This window comes from Streptomyces sp. NBC_01689 (assembly GCF_036250675.1).
GTDB lineage: Bacteria > Actinomycetota > Actinomycetes > Streptomycetales > Streptomycetaceae > Streptomyces.
On record NZ_CP109592.1, the window covers coordinates 2651229 to 2677404 of the forward strand.

The following is a 26176-nucleotide window of genomic DNA, read 5'->3' on the forward strand; positions in this document are numbered from 1 at the left end:
CGGTCAGACCGCGCCGTGGCCCGGGGCGAGGTTCTCCACCCTCCGGGCGAGCGCGAGGTCGAGCTCGGTGACGGCGCCGCCGACGCTGTGCGTGTTCACCGTGAGGGTGACGGTGTCGTAGCCCAGGGTGAGGTCCGAGTGGTGGTCGAGTTCCTCCTGCACCTGGGCGATGTGGACGACCAGGGCGGTGGCGGCGGGGTGGGAGGCGAGCCGGTAGGAGCGGGTGAGGTGGTCGCCGTCGAGCGACCAGCCGGGCAGGTCCGCCAGCTGCGACTCGATCTCCTTCCGCGGCAGGGGTTCCACGGGCATGGTGGTGCTCCTTCCCTCCGGGGTTTTCAGCGTGTCACAGTCGGGGCGGCTCCCGTCCCTGGGGGCTGCGCCCCCAGACCCCCGCCAGGGGCGCTGCGCCCCCTGGACCCCCGCATCGCCCGAAGGGCTCGTCCTCAAACGCCGGACGGGCTGCCGGTGCCGGCCGGGGGCAGCTATTTCAGCCCGTCCGGCGTTTGAGGACGAGGCCGTCCAGGCCGAGGGGGTCTGGGGGCGGAGCCCCCAGGAACGGATGGGTCGGGTAGGGGCGGGGGGGGCGAAAGCCCCCGGGACCCCCTCCCCACCTCCTCGACTACCGTCGGCCCATGCCCATCGTCGCGTCCGGCTCCGGCCCCCGTGTCCCACCGACTCCCCTCCCCGGCAAGGGAATCGGCCCCCTGCTCCGCGCCTGGCGCGAGCAGCGCCGGATCAGTCAGCTGGAGCTCGCGCTCCGCGCCGACTCCTCCGCCCGCCACATCAGCTTCGTCGAGACGGGCCGCTCCCGCCCCAGCGAGGAGATGGTGCTGCGGCTCGCCGAACACCTCGACGTACCGGTACGCGAACGCAACGCGCTGCTGCTGGCCGCCGGTTACGCCCCGCACTACCCGGAGACCCCCCTCGACGCCCCGGAGATGGACACGGTGCGCCAGGGTCTGGAGCGGCTGATCCAGGGGTACGAGCCGTACCCGGCGCTGGTGGTCGACGCCACCTACACGGTGCTCGCCGCGAACCGTGGTGTCACCATGCTCCTCGACGGCGTCCCGGAGTCACTGCTCGCGCCGCCGCTGAACGCGATGCGGCTGGCCCTGCACCCCGAGGGCCTGGCACCGCGCATCCGCAATCTGCGCGAATGGCGTGACCACCTGCTCGCGCAGATGGAGCGCCGGATCGCCCTGCACCGCTCCGAGCCGCTGCGCACGCTGTACGAGGAGGTGACCGCCTACCCGGTGCCGCCGGCCGACCCGGAGCCGGCCGCCGGGGAGGCCGCCGAGCCGGTGCCGTACTTCGCGCTGCCGATGCGGATCGAGCACGACGGCCGGATCCTGTCTTTCATGTCGTCCATCTCCACCTTCAACACCCCGATGGACGTGACCGTCGCGGAACTGGCCGTCGAGACGTTCCTGCCCGCCGACCCGGCCACGGTCAAGTATCTTCAGTCACTCGCGTCTTGACGAACAGTCAACGATCCGTTTGAGTCATTTCCGTTCCTCCGGACCCCATGAGGGTTCCGGGGGCGCATGACACACTGCTCGGGGGGCTTCGGCGCGTGGGGAGGGCGTGGCGTGAGTGAGCGGCGGGCTGCGCCCACCGTGGGGCAAGTGGTGCTCGGACGGCGGCTGCAGGAGTTGCGGGAGGCCACGGGCCTGCGCCGGGACGAGGCCGCGCGGGTCCTGCGGGTGGCTCCGGCGACCGTGCGGCGCATGGAGATGGCCGAGGTCGCCCTCAAGATCCCCTACCTTCAGGTGCTGTTGACGACGTACGGCGTGTCCGACGACGAGGTCGCCGCCTTCGTCGCGCTGGCCGAGGAGGCGAACCGCCCGGGATGGTGGCAGCGGTTCCACGACGTGCTGCCGGACTGGTTCAGCCTGCATGTCAGCCTGGAGGGCGCCGCCCGGATGATCCGTTCGTACGAGCCGCACTTCGTGCCCGGGCTGCTGCAGACCGAGGACTACGCGCGGTCGGTACTGGAGGCCGGGACCGTCGGCCAGAGGGGTCCGGAGGCCATCGAGCGGCATGTCACGCTGCGCATGACGCGGCAGCAGCTGCTGATGGCACGGGAGAACCGGCCCCACCTCTGGGTGATCATGGACGAGACGGCGCTGCGCCGGCCCGTGAGCATCCACGGCAAGGTGATGCGCGACCAGATCGACCGTCTGCTGCGGGAGCTGGAGAGCGACGACATCACCCTCCAGGTCGCCGAGTACGCGAGCGGGCCGCATCCGGGGACGTACACGTCCTTCGCCCTGTTCCGCTTCGCGGAGCCGGAACTGCCGGACATGGTCTACAGCGAGTACCTGACGGGCGCCGTCTACCTCGACTCGCGGCGCGAGGTGGCCACGCATCTGGAGGTCCTGGACCACATGTCGGCCCAGGCCGCCTCCGTCCCCCGCACCAAGGAGATCCTGCGGGAGCTGCGGGACTCCTACTGACGGGGCCCCGCTCACCCCGCGGCGCGATCCGGAAGAAGGGCCCTAGGCCGCGCCGCCCCGCGCCTGGCTCTCGTCGTCCACGATCTCCGCGTCCACCACGCCGTCCTCGTCGGCCGGGATGTGCTCCTGGGCCGGTTCGTCCCCGGGCGCCCGCGCCGCCTGGGCGTACATCGCCTGGCCCATCCGCTGGCTCGCGGAGGCCAGGTTCTCGACGCCGGCCCGCAGGGCGGTCGTGTCGTCGGCCGAGTCCACCAGCAGCCGCTTGAGGTCGGCGAGCGCGGACTCCACCTCCGGCCTGGTGTCGGACGGGATCCGCTCGTCGTTGTCGCGGAGGAACTTCTCGGTCTGGTAGACGAGTTGCTCGGCCTGGTTGCGGGTCTCGGCGGCCTCGCGGCGGGCGCGGTCCTCGTCCGCGTACTGCTCGGCCTCCCGCATCATGCGGTCGATGGCGTCCTTGGGCAGCGCGGAGCCGCCGGTGACCGTCATCTTCTGCTCACGGCCGGTGGCCAGGTCCTTCGCGGAGACGTGCATGATCCCGTTGGCGTCGATGTCGAAGGCGACCTCGATCTGCGGGACCCCGCGCGGCGAGGGCGGCAGTCCGGTCAGGTCGAAGACGCCGAGCTTCTTGTTGTACGCGGCGATCTCCCGTTCGCCCTGGTAGACCTGGATGCCGACCGACGGCTGGTTGTCGGCCGCCGTCGTGAAGATCTCCGAACGGCGGGTGGGAATGGTGGTGTTGCGCTCGATGAGCCGGGTCATGATGCCGCCCTTGGTCTCGATGCCGAGAGAGAGCGGGGTGACGTCGAGCAGCAGGACGTCCTTGACGTCCCCGCGGATGACGCCCGCCTGAAGGGCCGCTCCGAGCGCCACCACCTCGTCCGGGTTGACGCCCTTGTGCGGGTCCTTGCCGGTGAGTTCGCGGACCAGGTCCGTCACCGCGGGCATCCGGGTCGAACCGCCGACGAGGATGACGTGGTCGATCGCGGCGAGCCGCACACCCGCGTCCTTGACGGCACGGTGGAAGGGCGTCTTGCAGCGGTCGAGCAGGTCGGCGGTCAGCTCTTGGAACTGAGCGCGCGTCAGTTTCTCCTCCAGGTGCAGGGGTCCTTCGGCGGAGGCGGTGATGTAGGGCAGGTTGACGGTGGTCTCCGTCGAGCTGGAAAGCTCGATCTTGGCCTTCTCGGCCCCTTCGCGCAGACGTTGCAGCGCCATCTTGTCGCGGCCCAGGTCGATGCCGTGGGAGCCCTTGAAGCGCTGGGCGAGGTGTTCGACGATCCGCTGGTCCCAGTCGTCCCCGCCGAGCCGGGTGTCGCCGTTGGTGGCCTTGACCTCGATGACACCGTCACCGATCTCCAGGAGCGAGACGTCGAAGGTGCCGCCGCCCAGGTCGAAGACGAGGACGGTCTGTTCCTCGCCGCGGTCGAGTCCGTACGCGAGCGCCGCGGCCGTCGGCTCGTTGATGATCCGCAGGACTCTCAGCCCGGCGATCTCGCCGGCCTCCTTGGTGGCCTGGCGCTGGGCGTCGTCGAAGTAGGCGGGCACCGTGATCACCGCGTCCGTGACGTCCTCGCCGAGGTACGCCTCCGCGTCCCGCTTCAGCTTCTGCAGCACACGCGCCGACAGCTCCTGGGCGCGGTAGCGGGTGCCGTCGACGGAACCGTGCTCAGGGAAGCGCCACTGCGCGTCGCCCACGTACCGCTTGACCGAGCGGGCGGTGCGCTCCACGTTCGTCACGGCCTGCCGCTTGGCGACCTCACCGACGAGCACTTCGCCGTTCTTGGCGAACGCCACCACGGAGGGTGTGGTGCGCGCGCCCTCCGCGTTGGCGACGACGGTGGGGTCACCGCCCTCCAGGACCGCCACCACCGAGTTCGTCGTACCGAGGTCGATCCCGACCGCACGTGCCATGTCCGTCCCCTTCCGCCTGGGGTGCTGCCCGGCCTCAAGCACAAAACTTGAGTGCCGTCTTGTCAATGGGGCGTACCTCGCGGGCGGTTCCGGACACGACGGTGCCGCGGCCCCCGGGGGGACCGCGGCACCGTCGTGTACGGGGTGTCAGGCCAGCTTGGCGGTCAGGGTGATCGTCGTCCCCGTCAGGGCCGCGCTGACCGGGCAGTTCTTCTTGGCGTCCTCGGCCGCGGCCACGAAACCGTCGTTGTCGAGGCCCGGTACGGTGCCCTCGACGGTGAGGTGGATGCCGGTGATGCCCTCACCGGGCTGGAACGTGACGTCGGCGTTGGTGATCAGCTTGGTGGGCGGGGTGCCCGCGCCCGCGAGGGCGTGCGACAGCGCCATGGAGAAGCAGCTGGAGTGGGCGGCGGCGATCAGCTCCTCGGGGCTGGTCTTTCCGTTGGCGTCCTGCGCCCGCGACGCCCACGTCACCGGCTGCTCGCCGATGCCGGAGGAGTCGAAGGTGACGACGCCGCTGCCCTCGAGCAGGTTGCCTTCCCACACGGTGTGCGCGGTGCGCGTGGTTGCCACGATGATTCCCTTCGATGGGGCGGTGGGTCCCGTGTTCCGGGACCGTACGGCCCATCCGATCACACCCGCGCGCCGCGCACCCAGAATGACGGCTCACCGCACGCGGAAGACCGGTCCCCGCGGCGAGAACGGGAGCCGCGCGCCGTCCGGGATCAGATACGCGTGCTCGCGCCGCACCCGCAGCACGTCGCACCAGCCGTCCGTGATGACCAGCACCGGCGCGCCGGGCGGGAAGTCGTCGGCGCGGTGCAGCAGGTCGATGCCGGGCTGCAGCACCGTACCGCCGCGCCCGTGCACCCGGGTACGGCCGGCGATCTCGGTGACCGGCAGATACCCCGCGTCGTGCGGTGCGGCGTCGCAGAACACGACGCGCGCGGCGGGTACGTCACGGGCCTCGGCGTACGAGGCGATCGCGCCCAGTGCCTTGCCGAGCAGCGTGCGGTCCATGGATCCGGAGGTGTCGAGGACCACGCCGAAGGTGCAGCGGGCGACCTCCTCTGGCGGGAAGTACCGTCCGGCGCGCGGGATGTCGGGGGTCGAGGCCTGCCGCCGGGCCGGACGCGCGTACGTCCGCAGCGGCTCGGGGCGTGGCACGAACTCGTCGAACCAGCGGGCCAGTCGGGCGTCCCAGGGCAGCGGCGGGTGACTGAGCGCGCGGATCTCCTCCACCAGGCCGCCCGGCAGGAAGCCGCGTTCCTGGTACTGGTGGAGGTCCAGGCCGCGGGCCAGTCCGCGGCGGTACAGCTCGTCGAGGTCGACGTGGTCGCGCGGCGGGCCGATCGGTCCGCCGAGGATGTCGCCGGCACCCTTGCCTCGCAGGGTGGACAGCCGGCGCATCCGCCGCAGGTCGGTGGCGATCCGGTCGTAGACCTCCTCCGCGGACAGGTCCGTCAGCTCCGCGTCGTACAGCAGCCCGTCGGGCATCGTGCCGACCTGCATCGCGCACAGCCAGCCGTTGACGACGTAGTCGCAGGCGACGTTGAAGAGGTACGGGTCGCGGGTGCCGCAGCGGTCGCCGTGCCGCAGCGCGGCGTGCAGCATCTCGTGGGCGAGGACGAACCGCCATTCCTCGTCGCCGAGTTCGCGCAGCGGATTGACGTAGATCTCACCCGCCGTCGCGTCGACCGCCGCGACGGAGATGTCGTACGCGCGCGCCAGTTCGGCGTCGGCGACCAGCGTGATGCCGGCCGCGATGCCGCCGAGCAGCGGGTAGGAGGAGACGAACCAGCTCAGCGCCCGCTCCCAGGGCTGAAGCCGGGTGGGTCCGCCGCGCATGGAGGAACGGCGGCCGCCCGCCAGGTCCATCGCCGTGGCCACGGTGCGCGTCAGGGCGTGCGCGAAGGCGAGCTGCCAGTCCGGCGCGGTACCGCCCTTCCAGGTGTCCCAGGGCACCAGCAGCTGGTCCGGGTCGGCGCCGGCCGTACCGCAGCGGTCGTACGCCGACGGGATCCCGTCGCGGCGCCAGCGGGCGGCGAGCTGCTCCTCGTCGCCGTCAGGGTAGGCCGGGGGCAGGTCCTCGGGGGTGGTGCCGACCGGGAAGCCGAGCAGGAAGCGGTTGACCACGGCGCAGCGGGCGGCCAGGTCGGCGCGGTCGGGCTGTTCGCGCCGGCCCGTCGCCGCGGGCACGTGGCCGAAGCCGAGGTGGATGACGCCGTGCGCGACCGCCCAGGCCCACTCGGCGGGTTCGGCCCGGCGGGTGGGGTGGACGTGCAGGACGCCGTCGGAGTCGACCCGGACGAGGCCGTCGCGGGGCGATGCGGCGCAGTCCTCCTGGCGGCAGGTGCTGAACCCGATGGCGGCGAGCGCGCGGTTGGCCCGCACCAGGCGCATGCCCTCCGCGAACGCCTCCCCGGCCGGGTCCTTCTTGGGCTGGTCCCTGCCGCGCGTGCGGCTCACCGGCGGGCCTCCACCAGCCGGGGCAGGTCCCGGGCGGTCTCGACCAGGAACCACGCGGGCAGGACGGGATTGCCGTCGGCGTCCGGGGAGATGACGCTCTGCGCCACCTCCACCGAGATCTCGGCGAGCTGCACGAGCAGCGACTTGGCGCGGTACGCGGTCTGCTGTCCGGCCGCCGAGAGGTGGTCCTTGCTCGCGGGCAGCTCCTTGATCAGACGCCCCCGGAAGGACTCGGCGAGGTAGTAGAGCAGGTCCCGGTCCTCGGGCCGGTGCGGCCAGCGGGCGTCGCCCCTGAGGACGGCCTCGATGCCGAACCGGCTGCGCACGATCTTGACGTAGCCGCTGAAGGCGACCGCGTGCGCGGGCGTCAGCGTGCCGTGCGCGATCACGCCGAGGGTGGCCTCGTCCAGGGCGGGGCCGAAGGAGTGCAGCGCGTCGGAGAGGATGTGCCAGGAGCGGGGCGTGGAGAAGGGCTCCTCCGTCTTGGGCGGCTTGGACCACAGGTGGTCGGGGCGGTCGGTGAGGTGGTCCAGGACCCAGGGGTGGATGCCGTTGCCCGCGGCCCAGACCAGCCAGTCCTTCGGCGAGGCCTCCAGGTGCACATGGGCGAGGCGGTTGACGAGCGCGGAGGCGATCGGGCGGGCCAGCGCGTTGTCCGTCGCGCGGTTGCCCGCTCCGATGACGATCGACCCGGCGGGGAGTTCGTAGCTGCCGATGCGGCGGTCCAGGATCAGCGAGTAGAAGGCCTTCTGGACATCGGGCGTCGCCGCGTTCAGTTCGTCCAGGAACAGGCAGTAGGGCTCGTCGCGGGCGATCGCCTCCGGGGGGCAGAAGACGGACCGTCCGTCGCGGATCTGCGGGACTCCGATGAGGTCCTCGGGCGCGAGCTGGGTGCCGAGCAGACTCACGCACTCCAGACCCAGCGACTCGGCGAACTCCCTCACCAGGGAGGACTTTCCGATGCCGGGAGCACCCCAGATGAAGACGGGCCGCACGGTGGCGAGACCGAGCAGCAGCTCCGGGAGGCGGGCGGGGGTGACGGTGACGGCTGCGTGCACGCACGGACTCCTGGGAGGTCTTCGGGGGAGCGCGCGGCTGCGCGGTGTCCGGAACGACCAGTGTGTGCGTGTGGGTCCGTCCGCCGCAGCCCATTTTCAGGCGGCGCGCTCGCTCCCGGCGGCCGGCAGCGGCACCTGGGGGCCGTCGCACTCGCGCAGCCAGCCGCGCAGGACGCGGTGCACCTGCTCCGCGCCCACCAGGCCGTCCTGGTCGTCGGCCGGCTCGGACAGGACGAGCGGCGACATCAGGAACGGACGCCCCTGGGCGCCGCCGAGGCCGCCGTGCGAGCCGATCTGCTCCTCGAAGGCGAGCACCTCGCCCTCCTTCGGGTCGTACCAGGAGTTGACCATGATGTCGGCCGCGTGCGGGAAGGTGTGCGTGCGCCGCACGGCGTCGGCGGCGCCGGGTCCGAAGTCGGCCAGCGGGCCCGGGTGTTCGTCGTCGAGCGTGCCGACGGGCGCCTCCACGCCGTGCGCGCCGATCACCAGACCGCCGTGCTCCTCGCTGCGCACCAGCAGGAAGCCGACGCCGGGGTGGTCGGCGAGGGTGGACAGCAGCGCGGGGTGACGGCGGTCGATCTCCTCGCGGCTCATCCGGTGCGGCACGTCCGGGAAGGAGACGAGGCCGAGGTTGCCGGAGGCCAGGACGACGGGTTCGGCGCCGCGTTCGGGGCGGTGGCGCTCGCCGCTCTCCTCGACGGGCCGGCGCAGCGCGGCCCGGACCGCCGCCCGCGCCTCGGCGCCGCTGTGCGTGCCGCGCGCCCGGCGCGGCACCGGCAGCCCGCAGCCGGCCCGGACCAGGTTGCCGAGGCTGAGGCCGTAGCGGGTCAGGAAGGTCTCGCCGGGGCTCTGCCCGTGGTCCGACAGCACGACGATCCGGTACGGCCGGGGGGCGTGTTCGGCGACCTTCTCGATCAGCGCGAGCGAGCGGTCGAGACGTTCCAGGACCTTCTGCGTGTCCCGGCCGCGCGGTCCGGAGTGGTGCGCCACCTCGTCGTACGCGACCAGGTCCGCGTAGACCGCGTTGCGCCCGGCGAGCATGTCGCCGATCACCGCGGCGACGACGACGTCCCGCTCGACGACGGTCGCGAAGGCGCGGACGAACGGGTACAGGCCGCCGCGCCCGACCCGCGGACGCCGCTTCTGCAGCCGGGCGCGGGTGGACTGGCCGATCTCGCGGAACACCTCGGCGACGAAGGACATCGCCGTACGGACCGCGTTGGCGGGGTCGCTGAAGTACGCGAAGTAGCCCGAGCGGGAACGGTTCTCCCGGCCTCGGCGCGCGGCTATGGAGAGCACGAGGGCGAGCTCGTCGGCGCCGCCGCTGAAGAGGTTGCCGCGGCTGGCCCCGTCGACGGTGAGCAGTCCGCCGTCGCCGGTGTACCCGATGGCCCGGCGCTGCAGTTCGGCGGCGCTGCTGGGCCGGTTGCAGACCATGACCTCGTGGCTCTCCTTCTCGTACCACCTGAAGGCCGGGACGTCGTGGTTGCTGCCGTGCAGGATGCCGAGCTGGCTGGCGCCGGTCTGGCTCGACCAGTCGGTGCGCCAGGGGGTGAGACGGTGGGTGGTGCCGAGCCAGCGCGCGACGGTCGGCATGAGTCCCCTGCCGACCGCTTCCTCCAGCACGTCGTGGCCGACGCCGTCGAGCTGGAGGAAGACGACGCCGGGGGACGAGGGTCCGCGGTGGCCGTCGGACCGGCCGCGCCGCCGGGCCGCGAGCCGGTAGAGCCTGCGCCGGTAGGCGTCGTCGTCCCGGACGGCGAGCGCGCCGCCGGTGGCGGAGGCGACCGCGGACATCACGGCGGCGACGACCACGGCGGTCTCCGGCGCGGCCTCGCTCTGTCCGGAGGGGTTGATGCGCAGGGCGAGCAGCAGCAGCGACCCGTTCAGGAAGAAGACGAGCAGGCCGAGTACGAGTGCGGGCACGAGGAGCAGGGCCCGCACGAGCAGCGGCCACACCAGCGACGACAGCAGACCGAAGACGCCCGCGCCGGCCGCCGCCGTGACGGCGATGCGGGTGGCGCTGTCCCCGTTGTCGGACTGCAGCTGGAAGTCGGGCAGGGCGCCGGCCAGCACCAGCATCGTGACCGAGGACACGGCCCACACCGCGACGCTGCGCCAGACCCCGCTGAGGACCCGCCGCCACCGTCCTCCACCCACGTCCTGTCCACCTCACGTCCCGGGCTCGCCCGGTCCGCGAGGCCTGCTCCCACCCTGTCACACCCGCCGGAGCGACCGGACGGGCCCGCACCGCCCCGCACCGCCCCGAGCGCGGACCGGTCGGCGACGGCGGCCGACGCCGCCGGGGCCCTGTCGACGCGAGCGGTCGACGGCGGCCGGTCGCGGTCACCAGGCGCCTGCCGACGCCGGCGGTGAGCGACGGCCGGTCGCCGTCACCGGGAGCCTGTCGGCCGTCGCGGTCGACAGTCGCCGCCGTCGGCGTCGGCCGCCGGAAGCCAGTCGCCGGTCGCCGCCGCCGGAACGGACGCACGCCGGAAGCCTGTCAGCGCCCCCGGAAACCGGTCGCGGGCAACGGTCGCGGGCGGCGATCGCCGGAAGCCGGCCGGGGGCGGGCGTCGGACACCGGTCAGCGCCGCCGGAGGGCGGTCAGCGGCCGTCGTACCCCGCGGTCGGCATCGACAGACGGCGGTGGACCCGGGCCTTCATCTGCGCGTCGTACGAGGGTTCCGCGCAGCCGACCGTCTCGATCCGGACGCCCCGGCGAGCGCACTCGGCGGTGAACTCCTCGACGGAGGCGAGGGCACGCTCCAGGACGCGGTGGCTCGGCGCGACGAACAGGTCGACGAGACCCGCCTCCACGTCGGCCCACAGGGTGCGGTGGTCGGGCCGCAGTCCCCGGACCAGAAGCTCCCGGGTGACGACGTACCCGCGCTCCGCGGCCCAGCGGGCGCACATCGCGTGCTGGCTGCGGGAGTCGACGAGGAAGGGGTCCGCCTCCAGCTCCTCCAGGGGCGTCAGGCTCGCGATCGCCGTGACGCGCACCGTGCTCGGCACGGCGGAGGCACCGCGCGTGTCTCCCATGGCGTCCCCCTCACCTCCGGGTTTCGCCGCCGACCCTACTCCTGCCCGTAGGCTCGGGGGGAGTCGCACGAAGGAGGCAAAGAGGTGCCGGTGGAGATCACCTGGTGGGGGCACGCCACCTGCACGCTGGAGGACTCCGGTACACGCGTGCTCACCGACCCCCTCTTCGCGCGCCGGCTCGCGCACCTGCGCCGCAGGCGCGGGGCGCCGCCCCCTCCCGAGGCGGCTGCCGCGGACGTGGCGCTGGTCTCGCATCTGCACGCCGACCATCTGCACGCGCCCTCGCTGCGGCTGCTCGCGCCGGGCACCCGGGTGCTGGTCCCCGAGGGGGCGGTCCGCGCGGTGCCCGCCCTGCGCAGGCTGGACCGTCTGCGGGTCACCGAGGTGACGCCCGGCGACCGGGTCCGGGTCGGTGACCTGGTGGTACGTGTCGTGTCGGCGCGGCACGACGGACGCAGGATCCCGGTCGGACCGCACCGCTCGCCCGCGCTGGGTTTCGTGGTCGAGGGCGAGGCGCGGACGTATTTCGCCGGGGACACCGGGCTGTTCGACTCGATGGCCGAGGAGGTCGGACCGGTCGACGTGGCGCTGCTGCCGGTCGGCGGCTGGGGCCCCTTCCTCGGGGCGGAGCACCTGGACGCGGCGCGGGCGGCGCAGGCGCTGGCCCGGCTGATGCCGCGCAGCGCCGTGCCGGTGCACTACGGCACGTACTGGCCGATCGGCATGGACGGTGTGCGCCCCCATGAATTCCATGCGCCGGGTGATGAGTTCGCGCGCCTGGCCGCCGAGTCGGCGCCCGAGGTGGCGGTGCACCGGCTCGACCACGGCCAGAGCGTGCGGCCGGAGGTCGCGCGGTGATGTCGCTGTCCGCCGTGGGCACCGCCCCGGCGCTGTTCCTGTCCGCACGGAACGGCACCGCGGCGATGTTCCTTGCCGCCACGGGCGCGGCGGTCACGCCGGAGAGCACGCAGCAGGCGATCGGCTATCCGTCGCTGTTCCTGCTGGTGCTGCTCGGCGCGCTGGTGCCCGTGGTGCCGACGGGCGCACTGGTCAGCTCGGCGGCGGTGGTGGCCTTCCACCAGACGGCGCCGTTCGCGCTGCTGCTGGTGTTCCTGGTGGCCTCCCTCGCCGCGTTCCTCGGTGACGTGGCGCTGTACTGGCTCGGGCGGCGCGGCATGGGTTCGAGGAACGGCTCGCGCTGGCTGGAGGCGATCCGGGACCGTGCCCCCGAGGACCGGCTCGCCCAGGCCCAGCAGAAGCTGAGCGACCACGGTGCCACCGTGCTGGTGCTGTCCCGGCTGGTCCCCGCCGGACGCATACCGGTGATGCTGGCCTGCCTGCTGGCGAGGATGCCCCTGCGTGTCTTCGCCCGCGGCGACATACCCGCGTGCCTCGCCTGGGCGGCCACCTACCAGGTCATCGGCATACTGGGCGGCTCCCTCTTCGACGAACCCTGGGAGGGAGTGGTGGCGGCGGTGCTCCTGACGGTGGTCCTCGGCCTGGCGCCGGGCCTGTGGCGCCGGGTGCGCGGGACCGGACCGTCCGGACGTCCCGGCGGGGGGACGGAGAACCCCGCGGGCGACCAGGGCAACCGCTGACGGCCCACGCCCGAACTGCCCCCCGCCCCCCGGCGTCGCTACCCGAGCACCCGGGAACCCCCCACCGGCAGATCCCACAGGTCGGCCCGTTCGAGTCCCGCCCGCTCCCAGGCCGCCCGCACCCTGGTCAAGGGCTCCAGCACCGGCTCCGCCGAGAGCACGAACGTCCCCCAGTGCATGGGCGCCATCCGGCGGGCGCCGAGGTCGACGGCGGCCTGGACCGCCTCCTCCGGATCGCAGTGGACGTCCCTGAGCCACCACCGCGGGTCGTACGCGCCGATGGGCAGCAGGGCGAGGCCGATGCCGGGATACCGCCGGCCGATGCGCTCGAACCAGTGGCCGTAGCCCGTGTCCCCGGCGAAGTACACCCGTCGGCCGCCGGGTTCCGTCAGGACCCAGCCACCCCACAGGGTCCGGCAGGTGTCGGTGAGGCTGCGCTTGGACCAGTGGTGGGCGGGGACGAAGTCGATACGCACGCCGTCGAGTTCGGCCGCCTCCCACCAGTCCAGCTCGGTGACCCGGGTGAACCGGCGGCGCCGGAACCAGCGTCCGAGCCCGGCCGGCACGAACACCGGTGTGTGGCGCGGCAGACGCCGCAGGGTCGGGGCGTCCAGATGGTCGTAGTGGTTGTGGCTGATGACGACCGCGTCGACGCGCGGCAGGGCGCTCCAGGCCACGCCGACGGGGGTGATCCGGGCCGGGGTGCCGAGGATCCTGCGGGACCAGACCGGGTCGGTGAGGACGGTGAGCCCGCCTATCCGGATCACCCAACTCGCTTGCCCCGCCCAGGATACGGCGACGGTGCGCGCGTCCACCCGGGGCAGCGGTGCCGGTGCGAACGGCACTGAGGGGATGCCGGCCGGCTCCTCGGGGCGCGGACGCAGCGCGCCCTCACGGGCGAACCGGGCGAAGGCCCGCAGCCCCGGCAGCGGGGCGGTCAGCCGGTCGACGAACGATCTGGGCCACACGCCGCTCGCCGAGCGGTCTGGGCTCGGCGAGCGGGACGACGGGAAGCGGCGGTACCGCGGGCGGAGCGGATGGGGCGGGCGGTTCGAGCAGCGAGGAGCGCGCCGCCGGAGCCGGGGAGGGCGACGGTCCGTTCGGGGACGGGGAGGGGGACGAGGACGGGGCGGGGGCCGGGGACGGGGGCGGTCCGTCCGGGGCCGGTGCGTCGGTGCCGGTGCTCGTGGTCGACCGGGACTGCTGCGTCATGGAAGAGGCTCCCATCGCTGAGCGTCGTCGCGGAGATCGTCGAAGGCCGATCCCAAGAGGGTCAACGCACGTTGCACGTGTGGCAGTTCCAGCGGCGAGGGGGAACTGAGGCATTCCGCGCGCTCCTCGTCGCTCGCGCCGAGCAGGGGCCCCGTCCCCAGTCGCACCCGCAGCGCCCCGAGGTCGTCCCCGAACCGGTGACCGCCCGGGGCCGGCATGCCGAGCCGGGCGGTGAGGAAGTCCTCCAGTTCCTGTGCGTCGCCGACGCCGCGGGCGGTGAGCGCGGCGCGCAACGGGCCGAGATCCACGTACAGATGGCGGCCGGCCCGCGGTGGCCGCGCGAGGGCGCCCGCGCCGGTCACCACGCGGTGCGCGGCCTCGGCCACGCGCGCGTGCAGCCGGACGGCCGCCGTGAGCCCGCTCAGGACGGCGTCCGGCTCACGGAGCGCGTACGCGGCCGCCTCGGCCACCGGCCGGGTGACCCGCGCGCCGAGCACGGTGAGTACGTCGAGGACCCGGGCGCGCAGCCGGACACCCGCGTCGGTGACCGGGAAGCGTGCCACGGCGGCGGGCCAGCCCTGCGGCAGGAAGGCCCCGGAGAGGTCCGCGATGACGGTGACCTCTTCGGGAAGCATCTCGGCGGGGCTGAGCAGCACGGTGTCGTGCGGCCGGTGCAAGGTGTCGCGCCAGGTCTCGTCACTGACCACGTGCAGTCCCTCGGCCACGGCCGCCTCGACGGTCTCGTGGACCACCTCGGGAGGTGCGACGGTGGCCGTCGGGTCGTCGGCGACGGAGAGGACGAGCAGCCGTGGATCGCCGCCCTCCGCACGGACCCGGCGGACCGTCTCCAGCAGGGCGTACGGGTCCGGCAGGCCGCCGCACTCCGCGGGCGTCGCCACATGGAACACGGACCGGCCCAGCAGCCGCGCCTGCGGCGCCCACCAGGCGGCGCACGGTCTCGGCACCAGGACGTCACCGCCGAGCGCGCCCGTCAGGGCGAGGAGCAGCGCGGGGGCGCCGGGCGCGGCGGCCACCCGGTCACGGGCCGCGGCCAGGCCACGCCGGTTCCAGTAGCCGCGGGCGGCGTCGAGGAGCGCGGGCCCGCCTCCGGGGGGTTCCGCGTCGGTGCGGTCCGCGGCGGCGGCCAGGACGGCGCGCAGTTCCGGCAGGACCGGCAGGCCCTGGTCGGGGAGTGGTGGGCCGTACCGGACCGGACCGTGGCCTTCCGGTACCGTCCGCCGCATTCGTGCCTCCGCGCAGTCCGAGCCGTGCTCTGTCCCTGCCGTCCCTGCCGTCCCTGCCGTTCCGGCCGTCTCCGCAGTGCCGGCCGTCCCTTGCCGTCCGCCTGGTCAGGTCGCCTGGCCAGGTCGCCTTGCGTGATCCGCTCCGATGAGTCCGGACCCGCGCCTGTCCGGTGCCCTGGGCACCCGCGGGATCGCGCCCGTCACCTCCTCAACGGCGGGCGAACAGCCGTTCGCGCAACAGCCGGTGGCCGGCCGCGCCCAGGGCGCCCGCGATGAGGAGGAACCCGAGGACGAGGACCGGTACGGACTCGGTGAAGGCGCCGCCCTCACCGGCCTGCACCCCGTGCTGGGCACCGGTGGGACGGTCCCCCGGACCGTCCCCTCCGTCGCGGCCGCCCTCCTGCGAGGTGCCGTGTCCCGCGCCGTCCGGGGAGTCGGGGCCGCTGTCGTGGGGGGCGGACTGGGCGGTCCCGGACGCGTGGTCGCGCCCCGCGCCACCGGGAGCGTCCCGGCCGTCCTGACGCCCCGCACCGCCGGGAACATCCCGGCCGTCCTCCTGAGCGGTGCCCGGCGGGACGTCCTGGCCGCCCTCGCGAGCGGTGCCCGGCGGAATGTCCTGGGCGTCGCCTCGGGCCGCGCTCTCGGGGACGACCGGTGTGCTGTCGGTGGCCGTCGCGGGAGGAACACCCTGGTCGCCCTCCCCGGCCGCGGTGTCGGGAAGGACCGGTGAGGTGCCGCCGGTGACGCCCGGAGGAACGTCCTGGGCGCCATCCCCCGCCGCCGCGTTCCCGGGTACGACCGGGACGTCGCCCGCGGCTTCCCCGGGCGCGCCCGGAGCACCGTCACGGGTCGCCCTTCCGGGAACGCCCGGAGCGCTCTCCGGGGTCACCCCCGGGGAATCGTTCCTGGACGCACCCTCGCCGGGGGTCCCTGCCGGGCCGACCGGAACGGTGTTCCCCGGGGCGTCCGGGACCTCGCGTGAGGTTTCCCGGGGCGCGGCAGAGGCCACGTCCGGCACCTCCGGTGGAGCCGGCGGGGCGGAAATCGGCATCTCGGGCGGAACGACGGTGGCCTCGCCCGGCACCTGCGGCGGCACGGCGAAAGCCGCGCCCGAAGCCTCCCGGGGAACAGCCTGAGCGGCGCTCGAGCCCTCCCGGCGGACCACCGGCGCCGCGGCGGACGGCTCCCGGCGGACCACCGGCGCCGCCCCCGTCTTCTCCCGAGGGCTGACGTGCGCCGTCTTCGACGCCTCCGCGGAAGCAACCGGCACCGCACCCCGCGCCTCACGAGGAACGACCGGCGCCTCGGCGGACGGCTCCCGGCGGACCACCGGCGCCGCCTCCGTCTTCTCCCCCGCGACGACGTGCGCCGTCTTCGACGCCTCCGCGGAAGCAACCGGCTTCTCCCGTGGACCGACGTGCGCCGCCTTCGACGCCTTCGCAGAAGGAGCCTGCGCCGCCTTCGACGGCTCGCGGCGGACCACCGGCGCCGCACCCGTCTTCCCCCGAGGCCCGGCCTGCGGCGCCCTGGACGCCTCCGCAGAAGCGACCGGCACCGCCTTCGACGACTCCCGGGGAACCGCCGGGGCCGCCGCCCCCGGTGCGACCGGCGGAGCCGTGCTCGGTTTCCCCGAAGGGACCGACGGCTTGTGCGAGGGCTTCCGGGACGCGCCGTGCGCGGGGGCGGGCGCCTCGTGGGTCAGGCGGTACGACGCCTTCCACGGTTTCGCGCGGCCGCCCGGCACGGCGGGGCAGACCCCCTCGACGGTCCGCGGGCCGACGTCACCGCGGAAGGCCGCCCGCGCGGCCGGCCGGGACGGGACGCGGACCGTGCCGCGATAGGTGACGGCCTTCTCACCGACACCGTCGCCCACCCGCCGCAACCGGACCTCGCTCCCCTCGATACCGGTGAAGCGGTCGTCGAGGGACTCCGGCGGCCCCTCACCCGTCGCGTCGCAGGACACGGAGACGGTGACGGGCTCCCCGGGTCCCACGGAGCGCGGCACGACCTGGGCGCCCGGTTCCGCGGACGCGGCCGAGGCGGCCGCGCCCAGCGCGGTACAGGCCAGGGCGGTGGCGGACAGCACACGGGCGGTACGGCGCATCGGCTGGGCTCCTTCGGAACGACTGCGTCTGAAGGGGCACGGCCGTCGTGCGCCCCGAGCCCATCACAGCCCGCCCGGCTCCGGGGCGCGCGCCGCCGGGCACCATTCGCGGGACGGGGGCACCCGAGCGGGTGACGGCGACGAGCAGCCCGCCGGAGTGAGGACGTACGTCTCCTCCGACGACACCCTCACTCCGGCGGAGCCCCGGGCGCGGGAGATGAGGTCCCGTCACGTCCTCGCGACCGTGGACCGACGGACCGGTGGGCCCGGCCCCGGTCACACCGCGTCGCGCAGCACCTGGTTCCGCAGTCGCGCGCAGCAGCGGCTGATCAGCCGGGAGACGTGCATCTGCGAGATGCCGAGCTGCTCGGCGATGCTGCTCTGGGTCATGTCGCCGAAGAACCGCATGTAGAGGATGGTGCGTTCGCGTTCGGGCAGTGCCTGCAGCCGGGGCTTGACCGCCTCGCGGTCGATGACGACGTCCAGGGCGGGGTCGGCCGAGCCGAGGGCGTCGCCGAGCGAGTAGCCTTCGCCGCCGCCCCTGAGTTCGGCGTCGAGGGAGAGCGCGCTGAAGCTCTCCAGTGCCTCCAGACCTGCCCGTACGTCCTCCTCGCTCATCCGGGCGTGCGCGGCGATCTCCGCGACGGTGGGCCCGTGGCCCGACACGCTCCCCGACAGTTCCTGCTGGGCGAACCGCACGCGGTTGCGCAGGTCCTGGACCCGGCGCGGCACATGGAGGCTCCACATGTGGTCGCGGAAGTGGCGCTTGATCTCACCGGTGACGGTCGGCACGGCGTAGCTCTCGAAGGCGTTGCCGAGTTCGGGGTCGTACCGGTCGACGGCCTTGACCAGGCCGAGGGCCGCCACCTGCCTCAGGTCCTCCAGGCTCTCGCCGCGGTTGCGGAACCGGCCCGCGAGCCGGTCGGCCATGGGCAGCCAGGCCTCGACGATCCGCTCACGGAGTGCGTCGCGCTCGCCCCCCGGGGGCAGCGCCGCGAGCCTGCGGAACGCGTCCGCGGTGTCGGGGGCGTCATCGTGCGGGTGCCGTGTCGCGCTCACTCGGTTTCGCATGGTGCGTCGCAACTCCCTTGGCAGTGCCTTGGTTCGGGCGGTCACCGTGGGAGCACCGGGAGCGCCGGACAGGCACACCCGTGGTGAGAACCGGACGGCTCCCACGGGCGTGCCTCCTGTCCGAAGCACTGAAATTCCGCCTGCCCCTGCGCGGTCGGGACAAACCCCTGACGTACCAGGCGGGTTGGGACGGGCACGTCGGGCATGGTCCGCGGTCCCAGGGGTACTGCTGAGGCACCCGCGTCCCCCGGCCGCGCGGACCCCGGAGCGGGCCCACGGCCACGGCCGATCGGTACGGGACGTGTGGTCCGCCCGCGCGACGGGCCGGTCCCGGAGCCTTCGCGACGTCCCGGAACCACGGCCCGGGCTTCCCGGCGTCAGCCGTGCGAAGCAGGGCGGAGGGCCGTCGGACTCGGCGCCGGTGTCCCTGGCGGCGCCGGAGCGGCGGAGGTCCGGTCGCGGATGCGAGGGGAGCGACCGGGCCCCCGCCGGGAACGCGGAGCGGTCGCGCACGGGGCATCACGCACCGCGCATCGGGCACAAGACGTCACGCACGGCGCATCACGTACGGAGCATCGGGCGCGGAACCGTCAGACGACTTCTCCGAAGACCCGGTCCCGGGCCCCCTCGCGGGTCCGGCCCGGGGCGACCGGACGGCGTGGATGGCGGCGCAGGTACTCGCCCTCCAGTTGGGCCATGCGCACGTTGTGGGTCCGCAGCGCGTCGTTCGAGCCGTGGAGCAGCGTGTCGTGGCGCGTCCGGTGGATCGTCTCCAGCTCTCTCATCAGCTGCTGGTCGTCCAGCCGGTCCGGGTCGACTCCGGTCATGGTGGTACCCCGCTCGTCGTGTCCTGCGGCGTGGTCCGGGGGCCCGCCGGGCAGGCGCTCCCGCGAGCGGCACCCGGGCGGCGTCCGGGAGGGAACCATGGATCTCGCCGTCCTCCCTCCACTCTACGAACATCCGGGGTCCCGGGCATTCCACGGGCATCCCCCGCCCCGCTCCGCACGACACCGGCACGGCACCGCGCGGCGGAGCCACCCGATCCGGACGACCCGACCTACCGGGCGCGCTCCACGCGCCGCTCGTCCCAGACCGGCTCCGAGGTCTCCCGGAGCCTGCCGTCGGAACCGAAGACCAGGTAGCGGTCGAAGGAACGGGCGAACCAGCGGTCGTGGGTCACGGCGAGCACCGTCCCCTCGTACGCCTCCAGTCCCTCCTGGAGCGCCTCCGCGGACTCCAGGTCGAGGTTGTCGGTCGGCTCGTCCAGCAGCAGGGCGGTGGAGCCCTCCAGTTCCAGCAGGAGGATCTGGAAGCGGGCCTGCTGGCCTCCCGAGAGCTTCTCGAACCGCTGCTCGGCCTGGGCGGTCAGTTCGTAGCGGCGCAGCCGGGACATCGCGGCGCCGCGGTCCTGGGAGTGCTCGCTCCACAGGATGTCGAGGAGCGCGCGGCCCTCCAGCTCGGGGTGGGCGTGCGTCTGCGCGAAGTGCCCGGCGACGACCCGCGCGCCGAGCTTCCAGGCGCCGGTGTGCGCGACGGTGTCACCGGCGAGCAGCCGCAGGAAGTGCGACTTGCCGGAGCCGTTGGACCCGAGCACGGCGACGCGCTCGCCGTAGAAGACCTCCAGGTCGAAGGGGTTCATCAGGCCGGTGAGCTCCAGCCCCTGGCAGGTGATGGCCCGTACTCCGGTCCGTCCGCCGTGCAGCCGCATCCTGATGTCCTGCTCGCGCGGCGGTTCCGGCGGCGGACCGGCCTCCTCGAACTTCCTGAGCCGGGTCTGGGCGGCCTGGTACCGGGACGCCAACTCGTGCGAGATGGACGCCGCCTGACGCAGACTCAGCACCAGTTTCTTCAGCTGGGCGTGCTTCTCGTCCCACCGCCTGCGCAGTTCCTCGAAGCGGGCGAAGCGCTCCTGACGGGCCTCGTGATACGTCGCGAAGCCGCCGCCGTGCACCCAGGCGTCGGCACCGGCCGGTCCGGGCTCGACGCTGACGATCTTCTCGGCGGCGCGCGCCAGCAGTTCCCGGTCGTGCGAGACGAACAGGACGGTCTTGCGGGTCTCCTTGAGCCGCTCCTCCAGCCAGCGCTTTCCCGGCACGTCGAGATAGTTGTCCGGCTCGTCGAGGAGCAGCACCTCGTCGGTGCCGCGCAGCAGGGCCTCCAGCACCAGCCGCTTCTGCTCACCGCCGGACAGCGTCCGCACCGGACGCCACTGCGCCTTCTCGTACGGGATGCCGAGCGCGGCCGTGGTGCACATGTCCCAGAGCGTCTCGGACTCGTACCCGCGCACCTCCGCCCAGTCGGACAGGGCCTGCGCGTAGCGGAGCTGGGAGGCCTCGTCGTCGACGGTCATCAGATCGTGCTCGGCGGCGTCGACGGCCTTCGCGGCCTCCCGGATGCGGGGCGGTGCCACGGAGACGAGCAGGTCCCGTACGGTCGTCTCGTCCCGTACCGAGCCGACGAACTGGCGCATCACGCCGAGGCCGCCACCGACGGTGACGGTGCCCCCGTGCGGCTTCAGCTCGCCGGAGATCAGCCGCAGCAGTGTGGTCTTGCCGGCTCCGTTGGGTCCGACCAGGGCCACGACGGACCCTTCTCCCACCCGGAACGACACATCGCCGAGCAGCGCCCTCCCGTCGGGAAGGTAGTACTCAAGATGTGCGGCTTCGAGGTGTCCCATGGTCCCGCATTCTCCGTGGCGGCGGGGCCGCCCGGCAAACCCATATCGACGGGTGGGCCGCCACGCCCCCGACACCCCCGGGAACCCGCGCCTCCCGCCCCTCGGAACCCGTGCCGGGCAGGCCCCGCGATTCCGGTTCCGATGGCCCGACCGGGGGTGACGGAGGACGGTGGGGGCGGAAAACGCCCCGGCGCGGGTAGTCGCATCCCATGACCACCACCCCTGACGTCGACCTCACCACCGCTCTCCCGGGCCCCCACCCGCTGCGCACCCGCTTCCTGGCGGCCGACTCCCGCCTCTTCGAGGCCGTCGCGTCCCGCCACTGGCCCGGCGGCGACCGTCTCCTGCCGCGGCTGAGCCGCAGCGCCAACCACGGCCTGCTGTGGTTCGCCACGGCGGCGGCCCTCGCCGCCACCCGCACCCCCCACGCGCGCCGCGCCGCGGCCCGCGGGCTCGCCTCGCTGAGCCTCGCCTCCGCCACGATCAACACCGTGGGCAAACGCACGGTGCGCCGCCCCCGCCCGTCCCTCGCCCCGGTCCCCCAGGCGCGCCGGCTGAAGCGCCAGCCGATCACCACCTCGTTCCCCTCGGGCCACTCCGCGTCGGCTGCGGCCTTCGCGACGGGGGTGGCCCTGGAGTCGCGTGGCTGGGGCGTCGCCGTGGCACCGCTCGCCACCGCGGTGGCCCTGTCCCGTGTCTACACCGGCGCCCATTTCCCGAGCGACGTCCTCGCGGGCGCGGCCCTGGGCGCGACGGCCGCGTACGCCGTGCGGGGCCTGCTCCCGAAGCACGGGCGTCCCTGAACATCGTGTCCACATACCAAGACACAGGTCTCATCATTCGACACGCGGACGTACGGTGATCCATGACCGACGGGATGAGACGAAGGGGAACGGTCATGTCCAAGCCGCAGGAGACCGCTGTCTACACGCACGGCCACCACGAGTCCGTACTGCGCTCGCACACCTGGCGCACCGCCGCCAACTCCGCGGCCTATCTGCTCGGCTCGCTCAAGCCCCACATGAAGATCCTGGACATCGGGTGCGGCCCCGGCACCATCACCGCCGACCTGGCGGAACTGGTCCCGGACGGACACGTCACCGGCGTCGACCACGCGCCCGGCATCCTCGACCGGGCCCGCACCACGGCGGCCGGCCGGGGGCTGAGCAACGTGGACTTCGGGGTCGCGGACGTGCACGCCCTGGACTACCCGGACGACACCTTCTGCGTCGTCCACGCGCACCAGGTGCTGCAGCACGTGGGGGACCCCGTCCAGGCGCTGCGCGAGATGTACCGGGTCACCAAGCCCGGCGGTCTCGTCGCAGTCCGCGACGCGGACTACTCGGCCATGGCCTGGTACCCGGAGGTGCCGGGAATGACCGACTGGCAGGACCTGTACCTGCGCGTCGCCCGCGCCAACGGGGGCGAGCCCGCCGCGGGACGCCGGCTGAGGTCGTGGGCCCTGGCCGCGGGCATCACGGGCATCGCCGCGACGTCGAGCACCTGGACCTTCGCCACCGAGGCCGAACGGCGGTGGTGGAGCGGACTGTGGGCCGACCGCACCCTCGCGTCGGCCTACGCGGAGCGCGCCACCGAGGGCGGCCACGCGACCACCGGGCAGCTGCGGGCGGTGTCGGACGCGTGGCGCGCGTGGGGGCGGCAGGAGGACGGCTGGTTCTCCGTGCTGCACGGCGAGATCCTCTGCCGGAAGGCCGGGTGACCCGCGCGGCCGGAGGCGGAACGACGCGCCCCACCGGGATCGGGACGGTCCGCCCACGTGCGGAGCGGCCCGCCCGGCCGGGATGCGCCCGAAACGATCTCCTCCCCGGGCCGCCCCAACTAGGCTCGTCCGCATGGAGATTCTGGGAACCACGTTGCGTGTCTGCGTCGACGACCTGGAGGCTTCGGTCCCGTTCTACGAGAGACTGGCGGGCAGCAGCGCCCAGCGGTTCGAACGCGGGGGCGTGTCGGTCGCCGCGGTGGGCTGCTTCCTGCTGATGAGCGGACCGAAGGCCGAGCTGGACGTGCTGCGGAAGGTCACCGCGACCATCGCCGTCAGGGACGTCGAGGAGACCCACCGGGTGCTCGGCGAGCTCGGCGCGCACATCCTGGCGGGACCCGTGGGGACCCCCGCGGGCCGCAACCTGATCGCCATGCACCCGGACGGTGCCGTGTACGAGTACGTGGACCGCGGCACGGCCCGGTGACCGGCCGGGCGGGCGGTCCGTCCCGGTCCCCCGCCCGCCCCCCGTGGGCGGGGACGCGGCGCGCCGTCCCGGCCCCCGGGCGGGTGCGGGCGGGGCCCGGCCGGTCCGGACCGCCGTGTCATCCGGACGTCGGCGGCCGCATCCTGAAGTCGTAGCGTCCGGGCAGTTCCTCGTCGGTCAGCCGGGCCCACAGCACACCGATCGCCTCGGCCCCCTCCCGCAGGTCGGCGACCTCGAAGCCCGCGTCGAAGACCGCCCGGGCGGCGTGCCGGTCCCCCTCCGCGAGCAGCAGCTCCGCCTCGATCAAGCGGAACCGGCCCTGCTCGCGGGTCGTCGGGCGCAGCCGTTCCCAGACCGTCCGCGCCCGGGCCGTCCGCCCCACCGCGAGCAGCGCGGCCAGCGCCTCCCGCCCCAGAGCCGCGGTGGCCGCGGTCCAGGCCGCGCCGTCGTCCCGACGCTCCTGGCACAGGTCGTCGAAGGCCTCGGCGTACCGGTCGGCGGCCCGCTCCCGGTTGCCCGCCTGCTGGTCCGCGACGGCCAGACACCGCAGCAGCGGCCAGAGGGACGGCGCGAGTCCGAGCGCCCGCTCCCAGCTGCGCACCGCCTGCGCCCTGTCGCCCGCGTGCCACTGGGCGACGCCGAGGTGGTACTCGGTGAGCGGCCTGGCGGGCGCCGTCTCCAGCATGTCCCGCCAGTGCGGGGCGACCAGGGACTCACCCGGCGGCCCGACCCGCCGAGGCTCGGGAAAGGCACCGGTCCGCAGCAGCTCCACCCACGGCGCCTGCGCCGTGCCGAGCGTCGACTCCTCGAACGGGGTCCCGGCCAACTTGTAGGTGGTACGTAGCACTTCGAGGGCACCCCAGCCGGACCCGGCATGCAGCACCTCGCCGGGTTCGGTGTCGGCGTGCGGGAGCCAGGCCGCGTAGGCCGCCTCCACGTCGGTCCGCGGCAGGGCGCGTTCCAGACGGCCCTCCACCTCCGCCCGCGCCGCCGCCCAGTCCGTCCCGTGCACGGTCCGCGCGCTCGCCGGGTCGGCCGTCAGCGGCCCGTAGGACTCCAGCCAGGACACCTCGTCCTCCGCGTCCAGCCGCACATGCTCCAGCTGGGTGCGGGCGAGGCCGGCCTGGATCTCGCAGTAGCCGCCGGTGCCGGGCTCGGTGAGCCACTCCTGCCAGCGCCGCCCGCCCGGGCCGGAACCCCAGACGAACAGCTTGCGTCCGCGCAGCACGTCGGTGGACGTCTGCACGAGCCCCGCACCCGTGTCGTCGAGCGCCGCGATCCAGCGGCGCTGCCCGTCGGGCACTTCGTAGAAGTAGTCGGCGGGGAAGCCGGAGCGCGGCGGATAGGTGCGGTCGACGCCCTCGTGCTCCGGTACCGGGACCCGGCTCAGCCGCCGCTCGTAGCCGAAGTGCCAGGCCTCGTCCGCCGGGGCCAGCACCCGGCGCTCCTCGGGGACGGCGATGTTGGACCACCAGTACAGGGGGGCGGGCCGCTCGTGCGGATTGCGGACACGGACGCCGACATGCAGGAAGTCGGAGCCGTCCGGCAGCCACAGGTCGACCTGGAAGGGCAGGTCGCGCAGCCGCTCCCACTCCCACAGCCGGAGCATCTCGCCGCCGTCGGGGGCCGGGACCCGGGCCGCGTGCACCGGGGCGCAGGAGAGCGTGGTGTGACCGGTCGCGCCGATGTTCCACTCGATGCCGCCGGAGAACCAGGCACCGTTGAGGGCGAAGCAGGCGGGCTGGAACACCGGGTTGCGGTAGAGGAGTTCACGCCCGGAGGGCTTGTGGAAGAGGGAGGCGACACGGCCCCCGCGCGACGGCAGCACGGTGACCCGCAGCCGGTCGTTCTCGATCACGATCGTGTCGGTCGCGCGGGGCGTGCGGTGCCGGCCGTAGCCGTCCCGGACCCGCTCCGGCAGGACGTCGCGCAGGGGTTCGTAGCCGATCTGCCGGGCCATGTCGGGAGGGAGTCCCTCGCGGTCACGGTCGTCGATGCGGTGCGTCTCGTCGAGCGGCCGCAGCGGCGGCAGGGGGTTGCTGGGCCCCAACTCCGCCGACGGCAGGGTCAGTACGTCACGTCGGATCGTCGTCACGACGACCATGGAACAGCGGCGACGCCCACCTGACCAGGGGTTCCGCTCGTCAGGATACGGTCAGGATTGCGCAAAGCCGGACAGGTCGCGCGCCCCGGGGCACCGGCGGGTCCATGGTGGCCGGGGAGCCGACCGGGGCGCGCGGGTCACGGGGAGGCGGTCATCTCCGCGGTGATCGCCCAGCGTTCGTGGTCGCGCCAGGCCCCGTCGATGTGGATGAAGTCCGGCGAGAAGCCCTCCAGCCGGAACCCGCAGCGCCGCGCGAGCGCGATGGAGGCGGCGTTGCCGGGCTGGACGTTGATCTCCAGCCGGTGCAGCCCCATCGTCGTGAAGGCGTACCGGACCACGAGCCCGAGTCCCTCGGACATGAGCCCCCGCCCCGCGGCGTGCGCGAAGGCGCCGTACCCGAGCGCACCGCTCAGAAAGCCGCCCTCGACGATGTTGTTGATGTTGATGAATCCGCCGATGGCGCCGCCGTCCCGTTCGCAGACCAGGAAACCGGCCTTCGTGGGGTCCTTGATGAGGCGTCCCGCGTACGCCGCGTAGGCGTCGGGGGTTCCCGGCGGGAAGAGCCAGGGCTGGTGCAGGGCCTTGCTCTCACGGACCCGCGCGGTGAACTCGGCGGCGTCCTCGTACGTGAAGGGCCGTATGCCCGCGCGGGGGCCCTGGGCAAGATAGGGGGAGTCGTTCTCAGGCATCCGGCCACAGTACGCCGCCGCGGCTCTGCGGCTCCGGGGTCTCCACGGTCTCACGGCCGTCGCCTCGTGGAGTACGCCCCGCACAGCGCGCCGATGGCCCCGGTGCCCAGCAGCGCCATCCACAGCGGCGTGGTCACCTCCGGTACCAGCAGCCGGATCTTCGTGCTCCGGGTGTTCTCGAAGACGAAGACCAGGGCGAGCAGGACCAGCGCCATGACGGTGGACCTGCCCGGTGTCATCAGCCCGGCGCGGCTCTTCGCGCCGCTCGTGCCGGAGGCGTCGGGGGTCTTCGGACTCATGCGTCCAGCATGGGTCGCGGGCCGGCGGCCCGCTCGGT

General features: G+C 73.9%; 21 protein-coding genes and 2 pseudogenes. 7 read left to right on the plus strand and 16 right to left on the minus strand.

The genetic code is table 11. The features are described 5' to 3' along the window. Positions 1-3 precede the first annotated feature (3 nt). Positions 4-309, minus strand: coding sequence for a 4a-hydroxytetrahydrobiopterin dehydratase (locus OG776_RS11270; protein WP_148012990.1), 306 nt, complete (start codon positions 307-309; stop codon positions 4-6). A 323-nt stretch (positions 310-632) separates the two neighbouring features. Here OG776_RS11270 and OG776_RS11275 point away from each other — a divergent pair, with 323 nt between their 5' ends. Together OG776_RS11275 and OG776_RS11280 are read left to right on the plus strand one after the other, a co-directional pair. Beyond that, complete coding sequence (locus OG776_RS11275) at positions 633-1478, plus strand: helix-turn-helix domain-containing protein (RefSeq protein ID WP_148012991.1); 846 nt, start codon at positions 633-635, stop codon at positions 1476-1478. A gap of 111 nt (positions 1479-1589) precedes the next feature. Then, positions 1590-2456 (plus strand): helix-turn-helix domain-containing protein, encoded by an 867-nt coding sequence (locus OG776_RS11280; protein WP_148012992.1) that lies wholly within the window; start codon positions 1590-1592, stop codon positions 2454-2456. Positions 2457-2498: 42 nt separating this feature from the next. Here the strand turns inward: OG776_RS11280 and dnaK are convergent, their stop codons facing one another. The 6 genes from dnaK to OG776_RS11310 form a co-directional block, all read right to left on the minus strand. Further along, entirely contained in the window at positions 2499-4364 is a 1866-nt protein-coding gene (dnaK, locus tag OG776_RS11285) for a molecular chaperone DnaK (RefSeq protein ID WP_329320401.1), read from the minus strand. 147 nt (positions 4365-4511) lie between these two features. After that, positions 4512-4937: an OsmC family protein gene (locus OG776_RS11290; protein WP_329320403.1), complete on the minus strand. Its 426-nt coding sequence runs from the start codon at positions 4935-4937 to the stop codon at positions 4512-4514. 93 nt (positions 4938-5030) lie between these two features. Then, a complete protein-coding gene (locus OG776_RS11295) occupies positions 5031-6833 on the minus strand; it encodes a vWA domain-containing protein (RefSeq protein WP_329320405.1) in 1803 nt (600 codons plus the stop codon). Beyond that, positions 6830-7891 carry an ATP-binding protein gene (locus OG776_RS11300; protein WP_148012995.1) on the minus strand — a complete coding sequence of 354 codons (1062 nt, stop codon included), beginning with the start codon at positions 7889-7891 and terminating at the stop codon, positions 6830-6832. Before OG776_RS11300 ends, OG776_RS11295 begins: the two co-directional genes overlap by 4 nt. A gap of 96 nt (positions 7892-7987) precedes the next feature. Continuing rightward, a complete protein-coding gene (locus OG776_RS11305) occupies positions 7988-10051 on the minus strand; it encodes an alkaline phosphatase family protein (RefSeq protein WP_148012996.1) in 2064 nt (687 codons plus the stop codon). Between the two features lie 447 nt (positions 10052-10498). Then, positions 10499-10933, minus strand: coding sequence for a hypothetical protein (locus OG776_RS11310; protein WP_329320408.1), 435 nt, complete (start codon positions 10931-10933; stop codon positions 10499-10501). Positions 10934-11017: 84 nt separating this feature from the next. Between OG776_RS11310 and OG776_RS11315 the strand changes: the two genes are divergently transcribed. Both OG776_RS11315 and OG776_RS11320 read left to right on the plus strand, forming a co-directional pair. Next, positions 11018-11791, plus strand: coding sequence for an MBL fold metallo-hydrolase (locus tag OG776_RS11315; protein WP_329320410.1), 774 nt, complete (start codon positions 11018-11020; stop codon positions 11789-11791). A 65-nt stretch (positions 11792-11856) separates the two neighbouring features. After that, positions 11857-12531: a DedA family protein gene (locus OG776_RS11320; RefSeq protein ID WP_329323694.1), complete on the plus strand. Its 675-nt coding sequence runs from the start codon at positions 11857-11859 to the stop codon at positions 12529-12531. A 38-nt stretch (positions 12532-12569) separates the two neighbouring features. On the opposite strand, the pseudogene OG776_RS11325 reads toward OG776_RS11320, so the two are convergent. The 6 genes and pseudogenes from OG776_RS11325 to OG776_RS11350 all read right to left on the minus strand — a co-directional run bounded on the left by OG776_RS11325 (position 12570) and on the right by OG776_RS11350 (position 20839). After that, positions 12570-13857: pseudogene (locus OG776_RS11325) on the minus strand (MBL fold metallo-hydrolase). After that, entirely contained in the window at positions 13740-14987 is a 1248-nt protein-coding gene (locus OG776_RS11330) for an aminotransferase class I/II-fold pyridoxal phosphate-dependent enzyme (protein ID WP_148012999.1), read from the minus strand. Before OG776_RS11330 ends, OG776_RS11325 begins: the two are co-directional and overlap by 118 nt. A 208-nt stretch (positions 14988-15195) precedes the next feature. Then, on the minus strand, positions 15196-17091 hold the full coding sequence (locus OG776_RS11335) for a hypothetical protein (RefSeq protein ID WP_329326404.1): 1896 nt from the start codon (positions 17089-17091) through the stop codon (positions 15196-15198). 276 nt (positions 17092-17367) lie between these two features. Further along, positions 17368-18162: an RNA polymerase sigma factor SigF gene (locus OG776_RS11340; protein WP_148013002.1), complete on the minus strand. Its 795-nt coding sequence runs from the start codon at positions 18160-18162 to the stop codon at positions 17368-17370. A gap of 590 nt (positions 18163-18752) precedes the next feature. Next, positions 18753-18989, minus strand: coding sequence for a DUF6158 family protein (locus OG776_RS11345; RefSeq protein ID WP_148013003.1), 237 nt, complete (start codon positions 18987-18989; stop codon positions 18753-18755). Between the two features lie 230 nt (positions 18990-19219). Continuing rightward, positions 19220-20839 carry an ATP-binding cassette domain-containing protein gene (locus OG776_RS11350; protein ID WP_148013004.1) on the minus strand — a complete coding sequence of 540 codons (1620 nt, stop codon included), beginning with the start codon at positions 20837-20839 and terminating at the stop codon, positions 19220-19222. 209 nt (positions 20840-21048) lie between these two features. Between OG776_RS11350 and OG776_RS11355 the strand changes: the two are divergent. The 3 genes and pseudogenes from OG776_RS11355 to OG776_RS11365 form a co-directional block, all read left to right on the plus strand. Beyond that, a pseudogene (locus OG776_RS11355) lies at positions 21049-21624 on the plus strand (phosphatase PAP2 family protein); the annotation flags it as partial. A 113-nt stretch (positions 21625-21737) separates the two neighbouring features. After that, positions 21738-22559, plus strand: a complete 822-nt coding sequence (locus OG776_RS11360) for a class I SAM-dependent methyltransferase (RefSeq protein WP_329320417.1) — start codon at positions 21738-21740, stop codon at positions 22557-22559. Between the two features lie 133 nt (positions 22560-22692). Continuing rightward, entirely contained in the window at positions 22693-23046 is a 354-nt protein-coding gene (locus tag OG776_RS11365) for a VOC family protein (RefSeq protein WP_148013006.1), read from the plus strand. Positions 23047-23164: 118 nt separating this feature from the next. Here OG776_RS11365 and OG776_RS11370 read toward each other — a convergent pair whose 3' ends face one another. The 3 genes from OG776_RS11370 to OG776_RS11380 all read right to left on the minus strand — a co-directional run bounded on the left by OG776_RS11370 (position 23165) and on the right by OG776_RS11380 (position 26138). Continuing rightward, positions 23165-25150, minus strand: coding sequence for a DUF5107 domain-containing protein (locus tag OG776_RS11370; RefSeq protein WP_329320420.1), 1986 nt, complete (start codon positions 25148-25150; stop codon positions 23165-23167). 137 nt (positions 25151-25287) lie between these two features. Continuing rightward, entirely contained in the window at positions 25288-25839 is a 552-nt protein-coding gene (locus OG776_RS11375) for a GNAT family N-acetyltransferase (protein ID WP_148013008.1), read from the minus strand. A 50-nt stretch (positions 25840-25889) separates the two neighbouring features. After that, entirely contained in the window at positions 25890-26138 is a 249-nt protein-coding gene (locus tag OG776_RS11380; protein WP_148013009.1) for a DUF1049 domain-containing protein, read from the minus strand. Between the last annotated feature and the right edge of the window lie 38 nt (positions 26139-26176).